At 67.3% G+C, this 11561-nt stretch carries 9 protein-coding genes and 1 tRNA gene; 3 read left to right on the top strand and 7 right to left on the bottom strand.

The window, feature by feature from the left end; genetic code table 11:
* Positions 1–4: 4 nt before the first annotated feature.
* Positions 5–1063, bottom strand: coding sequence for an FAD-binding oxidoreductase (locus tag AB0H42_RS15240; RefSeq protein WP_357055533.1), 1059 nt, complete (start codon positions 1061–1063; stop codon positions 5–7).
* A gap of 176 nt (positions 1064–1239) precedes the next feature.
* Between AB0H42_RS15240 and AB0H42_RS15235 the strand changes: the two genes are divergently transcribed.
* Positions 1240–1848, top strand: a complete 609-nt coding sequence (locus AB0H42_RS15235; RefSeq protein WP_357055530.1) for a TetR family transcriptional regulator — start codon at positions 1240–1242, stop codon at positions 1846–1848.
* Between the two features lie 22 nt (positions 1849–1870).
* On the opposite strand, the gene AB0H42_RS15230 is transcribed toward AB0H42_RS15235, so the two are convergent.
* Both AB0H42_RS15230 and AB0H42_RS15225 read right to left on the bottom strand, forming a co-directional pair.
* Positions 1871–3208: an MFS transporter gene (locus tag AB0H42_RS15230; protein WP_357055527.1), complete on the bottom strand. Its 1338-nt coding sequence runs from the start codon at positions 3206–3208 to the stop codon at positions 1871–1873.
* 178 nt (positions 3209–3386) lie between these two features.
* Positions 3387–3459: transfer RNA gene (locus AB0H42_RS15225), tRNA-Lys, on the bottom strand.
* A 303-nt stretch (positions 3460–3762) separates the two neighbouring features.
* Here AB0H42_RS15225 and AB0H42_RS15220 point away from each other — a divergent pair.
* On the top strand, positions 3763–4968 hold the full coding sequence (locus tag AB0H42_RS15220; protein WP_357055524.1) for an Ig-like domain-containing protein: 1206 nt from the start codon (positions 3763–3765) through the stop codon (positions 4966–4968).
* Positions 4969–5024: 56 nt separating this feature from the next.
* Here the strand turns inward: AB0H42_RS15220 and AB0H42_RS15215 are convergent, their stop codons facing one another.
* The 4 genes from AB0H42_RS15215 to AB0H42_RS15200 form a co-directional block, all read right to left on the bottom strand.
* The gene (locus AB0H42_RS15215; protein WP_357055585.1) at positions 5025–6011 is read right to left on the bottom strand and encodes an ATP-binding cassette domain-containing protein; all 987 of its coding nucleotides are present in this window, start codon (positions 6009–6011) and stop codon (positions 5025–5027) included.
* Position 6012: 1 nt separating this feature from the next.
* Positions 6013–6861, bottom strand: coding sequence for an ABC-2 family transporter protein (locus AB0H42_RS15210; protein ID WP_357055521.1), 849 nt, complete (start codon positions 6859–6861; stop codon positions 6013–6015).
* Positions 6854–7681, bottom strand: a complete 828-nt coding sequence (locus AB0H42_RS15205) for an ABC-2 family transporter protein (RefSeq protein WP_357055518.1) — start codon at positions 7679–7681, stop codon at positions 6854–6856. Before AB0H42_RS15205 ends, AB0H42_RS15210 begins: the two co-directional genes overlap by 8 nt.
* 83 nt (positions 7682–7764) lie before the next feature.
* Positions 7765–9804 (bottom strand): NADPH-dependent 2,4-dienoyl-CoA reductase, encoded by a 2040-nt coding sequence (locus AB0H42_RS15200; protein WP_357055515.1) that lies wholly within the window; start codon positions 9802–9804, stop codon positions 7765–7767.
* 733 nt (positions 9805–10537) lie between these two features.
* Between AB0H42_RS15200 and AB0H42_RS15195 the strand changes: the two genes are divergently transcribed.
* Positions 10538–11176, top strand: coding sequence for a transglycosylase SLT domain-containing protein (locus tag AB0H42_RS15195; protein ID WP_357055512.1), 639 nt, complete (start codon positions 10538–10540; stop codon positions 11174–11176).
* Positions 11177–11561: the final 385 nt, after the last annotated feature.

The following is an 11561-nucleotide window of genomic DNA, read 5'->3' as shown; positions in this document are numbered from 1 at the left end:
CGTCTCAGATTTCGATATCCACGTCGCCGACGGCGGCCTGGACGCAGAGCTGGATCGGCTGGTCGGGATCGGATTCGAGCTCCCCGGTGCGCAGGTTGCGGGTGCATCCGCTGCGCCGGACCGAGGTGCAGGAGAAGCAGATCCCCATTCGGCAGCCGAATTCCGGGCGCAGGCCGGCGCCCTCGGCCTGCTCCAGCAACGACGACCCGGTGTTCTCGGCAGTGACCCCGCTGGCGGAAAAAGTGGTGGCCCCCGCGACGTCCGCGCTGTCCACCGGCGCGGTGGTGGCCACGAACTCTTCGGTGTGCAGGCGTTCACTCAGCTCCGCGGCCGCGTAGACCTCGCGAACCGAGTCCATCAGCGGCGGCGGACCACACAGGTAGGTCTCCGCGCCGGCGAACCACGGCGCCACCCGTACGAGTTCGTCGCGGTCGAATCCGCGGCCGTCCTGTTCCGGGTACCGCAGCTCGACCGCGATATTCGGATGGGCGGCAGCGATTTCGGCGAGTTCGCCGCGATGGGGCACCAGTTCCGGCGACCGCGCGTAGTGCAGGAAGACCACCTCGCCGGAGTATCGCTCGTCGACGAGGGTGCGCAGCATGGACAGCACCGGCGTGATCCCGCTACCGCCACTGATCAGCAGCACCCGCTCGGGCCGCAGGTCCGGGAGGTGGAAGACCCCGGACGCCGGTTCGAGATCCACGATCATGCCGGGGCGCGCGTATTCGTGCAGGTAGCGCGATACCAGCCCGTGCGGGTGCACCCGCAGGGTGAGGTCGAGACGGCGGCGGCGATCGTGCTGGGAGTTCACCGGCGAATAGCAGCGCAGGTGCCGTACTCCGTCGATCACCACACCCAGCTGCAGGAACTGACCGGCTCGCAGGCCGCCCCACTGCCGGGTCGGGCGCAGGCTCAGCGAGATCGTCCCCGGCACCGAGCGGTCCACGGCGACGATCCGGGCCCGCATATCGCGAACGGTCAGCATCGGGCGTACCAGTTCCAGGTACCGGTCCACCGGATGCGGAGTGGTCAAGGTCTGCACCAGATCGAGGAGGGCCACCATGGGAGTTCTCCGTCCCTGTCTGTCGGTCACGTCACGAGGTCGAACTACTTTCGGTGTACGTCTGTACACTCAACTAGTGTGCCGGATACCCCGCTGGAGCTGTCAACCAGGAATCGGTGTGACGCGGACGACAAGAAAGAGATGAGGGAATGGTGAACGTCTGTATGCTCACTGAAATGACCGATCAGGGAGCGAGCCGCGTCGAGCGCAAAGAGCGCACCCGGCAGGCTCTGCTCGTCGGCACGCTGGCGCTGGCCGCCGAACGCGGTTTCGGCGCGCTCAGCCTGCGCGAGATCGCCCGGTCGGCCGGTATCGTCCCCACCGCCTTCTACCGGCATTTCGACTCACTCGACGACCTCGGCGCCACCCTGGTGGATGAGGGCGTACAAGCGCTGCGCCTGGCGCTGCGGCAGCTACGCCGCACCCCCGATGCCCGGCTCTCGGAAACGGTGCGGTTCGTTTTCGGTGAAGTCGCCCTGAAGCGAGAGCTGTACGGCTTCCTGATCCGGGAGCAGCGCGGCGGCAGCCCGGCGCTGCGGTCGGCCATCGCGCTCGAACTACAACTGATCGTGCGTGAGCTGGTGGCGGACCTATCCCGCGTCCCGGCCCTGGACGACTGGTCGCCGGGTGATCTCGAGGTCGCCGCCGACCTGCTGGTGTCCACCGTGATCGACGGGATCGCCGACTATGTGGGCGCCACCGCGCGCGCGGAACAACCGGTGATCGACCGCACCATCCAGCAGATCCGGCTCATCGCCCTCGGTATGGGCGCCTGGAAACCCTGAGCGTGCGGCCGCCGGGCCGGTGTCAGGCGACAGGTGCCTGCGCCGGCTCTTTGCTGCCCGAAGCGTCCGGAGCCGGTACGAACAGCAGGGCGGCGAGCCCGGCGCCCAGCACCACCAGCAGACCGCCGATACCGGCCCGGTCCGCCCCGAACCCCCAGACGAACAGGCCGAACAGGGTGGGTGCGAGGAACGAGGCGGCGCGCCCGGTCGTGGTGTAGAGGCCGAACAGCTGCCCCTCCCGCCCGGGTGGTGTCAGCCGGGCGAGGAATGACCGCGCCGACGCCTGCGCCGGGCCGACGAAGAGAGTCAGCGCCAGGCCGAAGATCCAGAACATCACGGAGCCCGACACCACCAGCAGCACCGCACCGCACACCACCGCGGACAGCAGCGATACCGCGATCACCCGTTTCGGCCCGACCGTATCGTCGAACCGGCCGGCCACGACCGCCCCGAGTGCCGCGACGACATTGGCCGCGATACCGAAGAGCAGCACATCGGACTCGCTGATCCCGTAGACCTGCACGGCCAGCACCGCGCCGAACGCGAAGACACCGGCCAGGCCGTCCCGGAAGATCGCGCTGGCCAGCAGGAACCAGATGATGGTGCGATCGAGCGCCCACAGTTCTTTCAGGTCGCGCCACAGCACCCGGTAGGAGCCGAGCAATCCCGCGCTCGCCGCCCCGGGATCGGCACGGGTGCGCGGCACCTCTGGCACCGCGAACAGCACCGGCAGCGCGAACACGCCGAACCAGACGGCGGCGAGCAGGACGACCACCCGGATGTTCAGCCCGTCCTCGGTGCTCACACCGAACAGCCCTCGTTCCGGGCCGTCGCCGGCGATGAACCCGAAATAGCAGATCAACAGCAGGAAGATGCCCCCGAAGTAGCCCATGGCCCAGCCGAATCCGGACACCCGGCCCAGCGTCGCCGGGGTGGACACCTGGCGCAGCATCGCGTTGTAGGGCACGGTCGCGAGCTCGAGGAACACCGACCCCAGCGCGAGCAACAGCAGCCCGAGCCACAGGTAGGAGTACTGGTCCCGGACGAAGAACATCGCCGCCGTCAGGACCACGACGACGGCGGTCATGATGCCGAGCGAACGTTTGCGATTCGCGGTCGCGTCGAAACGCTGGCCGGTGACCGGCGCGGTCAGCGCGACGACCAGTCCGGCGAGTCCGAGCGCCCACCCCAGCCAGGCGCTGGCGGAGACAGCACCCGGCAGATCCTCCCCGACGCTGTCGGTGAGGTACACCGCGAAGACGAAGGTGGTGATCACGGCGTTGAACGCGGCCGACCCCCAGTCCCACAACCCCCATGCGACCACCTGCCCGCGCCCCACCCGCGTGTCCGCCTCGCTCATACCGCGCACCCTAATGGATCCACGGCGCACGGGGCCGGGCTACTGCCGCCGGGCCGGTGACCGGGCCGCAGCCACGGTCGAAATACGGCGAGATAGCGGGTTGATCACGTCTGGGTCCGTCGAATGTACGGGCGCGGAACACAAACCCTATAGTCGGAGAATGTCTTTCGACTCGAAGTGCGCCATCAGGGACTCGAACCCCGAACCCGCTGATTAAGAGTCAGCTGCTCTGCCAATTGAGCTAATGGCGCGTGCTCCGCTGTGCGGTGCGGGACAGACATTAACAGGCTCGGGCCGCAGAAGTGAAATCGATATCCCGTCGGGCGGGTGTGAGCCGGCCGACACCGTAACGACCGGCGCCCGGAACCCTATGTGTAGGGGGCCGGTGACGCCGGAAGTGATCGTGGCGGTTGGGATCACCTCGGTACGGCTGGCAGAATGATGAACGTGGTCTCGACCGATCCCGCTGCCGTGGGTCGAGGTGAGCAGGTGATCGGTCGGATCCAAAGCCGTCGGTGCGTAGCGGGTGCACCGAGACTTGAAACGGGGTTGATATGCATATTCGTGATCGGCGCAGGCCGGTCCGCCGGCTCTTCGGACCGCTGGCGCTCGTCGCGCTGGTCGTACTGGCGCTGACCGGTTGTTCCTCGTCGGAGGCGTCGGACGGAACCGTCGCCATCGACCGCAACCCCCTCACGGAGCTCATCAAGCCCAAGCTCGTGGCGCCGGTCAAGGACGGGGACATCGGCATCTCGCCGGCCGCGGGGATGAAGTTCGAGATCACCGACGGTCTGTTCACCGACGTCGCCCTGCTCAACCCCGACGATCAGCCGGTGGCCGGGCAGCTGGCAGCCGACGGTCGCAGCTGGTCCACCACCGAACCCCTCGGCTACAGCAAGACCTACCGCCTGCAGGCCCGGGCCAACGGCCTGGGTGGCGCGTCGACCGCCGGTATGAGTTTCACCACAACCGCGCCCGGCAATGTCACCAAGCCGTACCTGGTGCCCGGCGAGGGTGAAGTGGTCGGCATCGGCCAGCCGGTGGCAGTCCAGTTCGACGAGAACATCCCCGATCGCAAGGCCGCCCAGGACGCCATCACCATCAAGACCGATCCACCGGTCGAGGGCGCCTTCTACTGGGTGAACAACCGTGAGGTCCGGTGGCGGCCCGAGCATTTCTGGACCCCGGGCACCAAGGTGACGATCGATGTGAACGTCTACGGCAAGGACCTGGGCAACGGGCTCTACGGCCAGGACGATATCCACTCCAACTTCGTCATCGGCGACGCGGTGGTCTTCAAGGCCGACGACAATACGAAGATGGTCACCGTCGAGAAGAACGGCCAGGTCGTCCGCACCATGCCGACCTCGATGGGTAAGGACGACACGCCCACCAACAACGGGGTGTACATCCTGGCGGACCGGCACGAGCACATCGTCATGGACTCCTCCACCTACGGTGTCGCGGTGAACTCGCCGGCCGGGTACCGCACCGATGTGGACTGGGCCACCCGGATGTCCTACAGCGGGATCTTCTTCCACTCGGCGCCGTGGTCGCTGGGTGCGCAGGGCAATACCAACACCAGCCACGGATGCCTCAATCTCAGTCCCGAGGACGCCCGGTGGGTCTACAACACCGCCAAACGCGGCGATATCGCCATTGTGACGAACACGGTCGGCCCGGTCCTGCCCGGAACGGACGGGCTCGGCGACTGGAACATTCCGTGGGCGGAATGGAAAGCGGGCAACGCCGCAATGTGACGGCCGTACCTGACGAGCCGGGTGCCGGGTCCCACTGGGGCCCGGCACCCGGCTTTTCAGCGGGCGGTTTCGTACAGCCGTCGCACGATGTCCTCGATATCGGGTTCCTCGATCGAGAGGTCGCGCACCTCCGCCCGGGCCGACACCTCGGCCAGCAACTGCGCGGCGGTGGTCGTCTCGGCGTCGAAGGCCAGCCGCTGCCGCATACCCTCCGCTTCGACCGAGACCAGTTCGGCACCCGCGAGTCCGTCGAAGGCCGGCGCGGGTACGGCGAGGTCGACGACCAGCACCCGCTGCGCGCCCACCGTAGCCCCGAGGCCGGGCAACGAGCCGTCGTAGGCCAATCGCCCGTGATCCACCACCAGCACTCGGTCGCAGAGTCGCTCGATATCGCCCATATCGTGGGTGGTCAGCACGAGGGTGGTGCCGCGTTCGGCGCGTTCGGTCCGCAGGAATTCGCGCAGGCGCTGTTTGGAGAGCACATCCAAGCCGATGGTGGGCTCGTCGAGAATGATCAACTCCGGAGAGTGCAGCAGCGCCGCGGCCACCTCGGCGCGCATCCGCTGTCCCAGCGACAACTGCCGGACCGGCGTATCGAGCGTATCGGCCATTTCCAGCTGTTCGACCAGTTCCGCGGTGCGCACCCGTCCGGCCGCGGGGTCGAGCCGGTGGATCGCGGCCAGGATCGTGAACGATTCCCGCAGCGGCAGATCCCACCACAGCTGAGAACGCTGTCCGAAGACGACGCCGATCCGGCTCGCCAGCTCCCGGCGCTGCCGGATGGGTTCCAGACCGCAGGTGCGCACCGAGCCGGAGGTCGGCACCAGGATGCCGGTGAGCATCTTGATCGTGGTCGACTTCCCGGCACCGTTGGCGCCGATATAGCCGACCGCCGCGCCGCGCTCGACCCGGAAGGTCATGGCGTCGACCGCGGTGACCACCTCGCGCCGCGAACGCAACCCCTTCCCGGTCCGGCGGGTGAAACACCTGGTCAGCCGGTCGACCTCAATGATCGTATCGCCATTTGTACCGCCGTACCCCATCTCAGCCACCGCCGCTCTGATAGTGCCTCGTCCCGATCCGCCACATCGCCCACGCCAGCACCCACACCCACGCCGCCGCGACCGGCGCGCACCAGGCGAGCCAGGACGGCATTCCGGCGGGGCCGGGCAGATCCAGTAGTGCCAGTGTCGGGAGGTAGGCGGTGAACGCCACCGGTATCGCGACGCAGAACAGCAATTTCAAGGGTGTGGGGAAGATCGACGCGGGTTGCGTCGCCGCGAAGGATCCACCGTAGGTGAAGCTGTTGGTCATCTCCGCCCCGTCGATGAGGAAGAACTGGCAGCCCGCGGCCACTACGAACAGACCGCCGAACAGGACGGTGCCGCTCACCACCGTCAACGCGATCAGCGCCACGGCCCCGGCCGACCAATCGATCTCGTTGCGTACCAGTCCGACGGTCAGCACCACCAGCGCGACCGTGGCCCGGGCCAGGCGGCGCAGGGAGAAATCGCTGGTGATCAATTGCAGCAGTACCGGCTGCGGGCGCAGATGGTAGATATCGAGCTGCCCGAGGCGGAGGAGATTCGGCAGCTTGTCCAGGTGCCCGAACACCAGCTGGGCCAGCGCGAAGGCCAGATTGCTCAGACCGAACAGCAGCAGCGCGGCGTCCAGGTCCAGCCCGCCCAGCACCTTCGCCTGATGGAAGATCACCCATACCTCGGCGAATTCGGCCAGCCCGACCAGGGTCGCCCCCGCCATATCGCTGGCGAAGGACAGCCGGTAGGTGCGCTGCGCCCGGATCCGGGACCGCAGCACCGCCGCATAGGGTGCGAATCGGTCACCGGCGGGAACGCGCCGGCTCGCCGGTGGATGCACAGCGGTCTCAACCACCCTGCACCTCCAGTTTCCGCCGGCCCGCGGCCAGCAGGACCCGGCCCGCCGCCAGGACGACCAGTAGCCAGCAGACCTGCGTGCCCACCAGTTCCGCCGCGTCCCAGCCCGCGACCCGGCCGGATAGCACATCCACCGGTACCTGCAGCATCGACGGGAACGGCGTGCACTCGGCGATACCGCGCAGCCGGTCCGGGAAGACGTGCACCGGGACGAACAATCCGGCGAGGAACGGGCCGCCGACCTGATAGAGCGTCCGCAGCCCCCGGGTCTCCACGACCCAGAATCCGGCGGTGGTGAGCACGAACAGGGACAGGAACGAAAGGGCTACGGCGAGAACGACACTGAACAGCCCGAGTAGATAGGACTCGGGAGTGCTGGGGAACACCAGCCCGAAGGTGAGTGCACCGACCAGCAGGCTCGGTATCCCGCGCGGGAGCAACGTGCACAGCGCCCGGCCGAGATCGGCGGCGAGATTACCCAGTTGCACATCGACCGGCCGCAAGAAATCGATCGCGATATCACCGGTGCGGATCCGTTCGGCCAATTCCAGTTCGGGGGCCATGAACTGCAGCGCGCCGAGCAGCCCCTGGGAGATCCAGACGTAGGCACCGATACTGCCCGCGTCGTATCCGCCGAACCCGCCGGTGGCGTCGATCGCGGCGACCATCACCGACGCGCGGACGAAACCGAACACGCAGTTGGTGAACAACCCACCGAACATGGCCAGCTTGTACCGCCATTGCCGGCGGAACCCGGCTACCAGGAGCCGCCGGTAGACACCGGCCGTGCCCCGGAGATCGACCGCAGTGGCCGACACGGTCACCCCCTACTTCGCGCGGACACAAAGGCCGCCAGCCTACCGCGCCGCTCCGGGCCGGAAAAGCGATTATCGAGTGGCCCTCACAATCGCGCGGCCAGCCGGGTGCCCTGCTCGATGGCCCGTTTCGCGTCGAGCTCGGCGGCAAGTTCGGCGCCACCGATCAGATGCGTCGGCACACCCGCGGTGTCGAGTTCCGATTCGAGCTCACGTACCGATTCCTGGCCGGCGCAGAGGATCACATTGTCGACCGGGATCGTCCGGGGCCGCTCACGCTTCGGGCCGAAGCTGATGTGCAGCCCCTCGTCGTCGATCCGCTCGTAGTTCACCCCGCCGATCTGCTCGACCCTTTTGGCCTTCAGCGCCGCCCGATGGACCCAGCCGCTCGTTTTCCCGAGCCCTTTTCCGAAGGCCGTGTCCTTGCGCTGCAACAGGACGACCTCGCGGGCCGCGGGCGCCGGGCGGGCGGCGCGTAACTGGCCGCGTAGTTGTTCGTCGTCGGTATCGACACCCCACTCCTCGCGCCACTCGGCCGGTTTCAGCGCCGGATGCCCGTCCACGACCAGGTATTCGCTCACATCGAAACCGATTCCACCGGCGCCGATCACCGCGACCCGCTTGCCCACCGGTCTGCCGTCCCGCACCAGTTCCGCATACGAGAGCACCATCGGATGGTCGACACCCGGGATATCGGGGATACGCGGCCGGACCCCTGTCGCCAGGACGACCTCGTCGTACCGCCGGTCGATCAGTTCGGCCGCGGTGACGCGGGTGTTCAGATGCACCTGTACACCGGTGAGATCCAATTTGCGGGTGAAATAGCGGATCGACTCGTCGAACTCCTCTTTGCCCGGAATCCGGCGCGCGATATCGAACTGCCCGCCGATCCGGTCGAGTGCCTCGAACAGGTCCACCCGGTGGCCGCGCTCGGCCAGATTCACCGCCGCCGAGAGCCCGGCCGGCCCGGCCCCGACCACCGCGATGCTCTTCACGCGCCGGGTGGGCAGCAGGGTCAGCTCGGTTTCCCGGCCGGCCCGCGGGTTCAGCAGGCACGACACCGTACGGTGCTGGAAGGCGTGGTCGAGGCAGGCCTGGTTGCAGGCGATACAGGTATTGATCTCGTCGGTGCGGCCGGTAGCTGCCTTGTCGGCCCATTCCGGGTCGGCCAGCAGCGGTCTGGCCATGGAGATGAGCTGGGCGTCGCCGCGGGTCAGGATCTCCTCGGCGATCTCGGGCATATTGATGCGGTTCGAGGCGCATACCGGGATCCCGACCGCCGCGGTGATCTTCGCGGTGAACTCGACGAAGGCCGCGCGCGGCACGGAGGTCACGATGGTGGGCACTCGCGCCTCGTGCCAGCCGATATCCGTATTGAGAATATCGACGCCCGCACTCTCCAATTCCCGGGCGAGCGCGATGATCTCATCGAAGGTCTGCCCGTTCTCCACCAATTCCGCCATCGACAAACGGAATAAGATCAGAAAATCCGCCCCGACCGCCGCCCGAGTGCGCCGCACGATTTCCACCGCGAGCCGCCGGCGATTCTCGGCGGAACCACCCCAGCGATCGGTTCGTTTATTCGTACGTGGTGCGAGGAATTGGTTTATGAAATAACCCTCCCCGCCCATGATTTCGACCCCGTCGTATCCCGCGAAGCGGGCGAGTTCGGCGCACCGGACGTAATCGTCGATGGTCCGTCGAATTCCACGGCCGGAAAGAGCGCGGGGGCGGAACGGATTGATCGGCGCCTTGATCGAGGAAGCGGACACACTGCCGGGGATGTAGGCGTAGCGCCCGGCGTGCAGGATCTGCAGCGCGATCCTGCCTCCGGCCTCGTGCACCGCGCGCGTGATCGCCCGATGGCGGTAGGCCTCGGCCCGGTTGGTCAGTTTCGCGCCGAACGGCAGCAGCCATCCGGTGCGATTAGGGGCATAACCACCGGTGATGATCAGGCCGACCCCACCGCGGGCGCGTTCGGCGAAATAGGCGGCCAGCCGGTTGGTATCCCAGGCCCGGTCTTCCAGACCGGTGTGCATGGACCCCATGACCACCCTGTTGCGCAGTGTGGTGTGCCCGACCTCGAGCGGGGTGAACAGCTGCGGATAACTCGGCGTCGAGTACATCGCGGGCCCTCTTTCCGATATCGGTCCGGCCCCGCGGCGACCCGGCCGCCGGGCCTCCATGACCTCATCACACCATTTCGCCGCGGCGCCGTTCCACCCCCGGAGCACACCACCGCGGGAAAGCCGGTCACCGACGGGGTCGGCGCACCCCGGTGCCACCCACCCGACCACCCCGTTTTCCCATCACGGAACCATCACGAGCACCTGAATCCACCGTTACCGATCAGAAATTTTGTGGCCTGCGCCACAAGAGTTTTAGAACCATTTCCCCAGGTCGTCGCGAAGATGCAACGTGTTCATTTCCCACTTCAAGATCGCACTTAAGATTTTCTCAGGCTGCATTTACCTTCTGTTCACCTACTGTGACCATTCTGAGATCCGGTCATAAACGACCTGAAGTTCGGCTAGTCCGCGATGTTGTGGACACAGGGTTGGAAACAACCGCGAAAACGCGCCGGCGCGACAACCACATACGGTATCGCGATAGTCGAACTCGAGTCCACTCGACTTCACCACAGCGTGGAGTTCCTGCGGGCGCGGCGGACCGGGAAACCACCCGGTAACCGCGATATGCGCCATCCGGACCCGGACCAGCCTGCGTTCGGTGTCACACAAAAGAACCCGACAACAGCACAGTCATGTTTTCCGGTCGCGGGCCACCTGCCCGCACCGAAGATCCGTGCTGCCCGAACCGGGCCGGATCCCGAGACCGAACAAGGAACCGAATCCGATCATGCCTTCCCACAGTTTCACCAGCCTGCGCCGTCGTACCAAGCGTGAAGCCTTCGGCTTCGCCCTCGCCACGGCCGGTATCGTCGCCGTCACCGCCTCCTCCGCGGTCTCCATGGCCGACGACAGCTCCCCCAGCCGAGTTGCCATGGTCGCCGAGCAGGCGCCCGCCCCCGTGACCAACGAAGCGGCCGCTATCGCCGCGCCCGCGGCCGAGGCCGAGGCCGAGATCATCCCGGCTCCGGCGCCCGCCCCCGAGGCGCTTTTCGCCCCGGCCCCCGCCCCAGAGGCGGCACCCGTACCGGCGCCCGCCCCGGTCTACCCCAACAACCTGGACGGCTGGATCCAGGAGGCCATGGACATCATGGCCGCGAACGGCATCCCCGGCAGCTTCGACGGCATCAAGCGCAACATCCTGCGGGAGTCCTCGGGTGACCCGGGCGCCATCAACCTGTGGGACTCCAACGCCATGATGGGCATCCCCTCCAAGGGCCTGCTCCAGGTGATCGACCCCACCTTCGCCGCGTACCACGTGCCCGGCACCCCGTTCGATGTGTGGAACCCGGTCTCCAACATCGCTGCGGCCTGCAACTATGCCGCCCACCGGTACGGCTCCATGGACAACGTCAACAGCGCGTACTGAGTTGTCCGCCCGCCTCCGGCGGGGCGGGACGGGGCCCCCGTGATCCCGGCCACGATGTACACCCTCCGCAGCGACGGTGAGGTGAACGGGGCCGGTACGGACCCGGAGAAAATTCCATGATCGGCGGGGTGGCGCAACGGAGCGCCGGCCGCGGCGGATCCCCGGATGACGGGACCACGGTGAGGGTCCCGGACAGTCCGGCCCGGGACAACGTTGTCCCAGGCCACGGCCGCTACCCCCGCAGATCGTCCGCGCCGCGCAACGACGCACGGTCGCGGCGACCCGCCGAATCGGCGGGGAACCACAATGAAGTGGGTGCGCGATGCCGTCCGATCCGGGCGGCATCGCGCATTTCCGTCTCGGGCCCCGGCCCCGCGGCGGGCGG

The organism is Nocardia sp. NPDC050799, assembly GCF_040654015.1.
GTDB lineage: Bacteria > Actinomycetota > Actinomycetes > Mycobacteriales > Mycobacteriaceae > Nocardia.
Note: the sequence above shows the minus strand (reverse complement) of the source record. Positions and strands in the feature narration are given on the sequence as shown.

Excerpts from the sequence above, each read along its gene's own strand:
- AB0H42_RS15240 (WP_357055533.1), bottom strand. The coding sequence starts at position 1,063 with ATGGTGGCCCTCCTCGATCTGGTGCAGACCTTGACCACTCCGCATCCG.
- AB0H42_RS15235 (WP_357055530.1), top strand. The coding sequence starts at position 1,240 with ATGACCGATCAGGGAGCGAGCCGCGTCGAGCGCAAAGAGCGCACCCGG.
- AB0H42_RS15230 (WP_357055527.1), bottom strand. The coding sequence starts at position 3,208 with ATGAGCGAGGCGGACACGCGGGTGGGGCGCGGGCAGGTGGTCGCATGG.
- AB0H42_RS15220 (WP_357055524.1), top strand. The coding sequence starts at position 3,763 with ATGCATATTCGTGATCGGCGCAGGCCGGTCCGCCGGCTCTTCGGACCG.
- AB0H42_RS15215 (WP_357055585.1), bottom strand. The coding sequence starts at position 6,011 with ATGGGGTACGGCGGTACAAATGGCGATACGATCATTGAGGTCGACCGG.
- AB0H42_RS15200 (WP_357055515.1), bottom strand. The coding sequence starts at position 9,804 with ATGTACTCGACGCCGAGTTATCCGCAGCTGTTCACCCCGCTCGAGGTC.
- AB0H42_RS15195 (WP_357055512.1), top strand. The coding sequence starts at position 10,538 with ATGCCTTCCCACAGTTTCACCAGCCTGCGCCGTCGTACCAAGCGTGAA.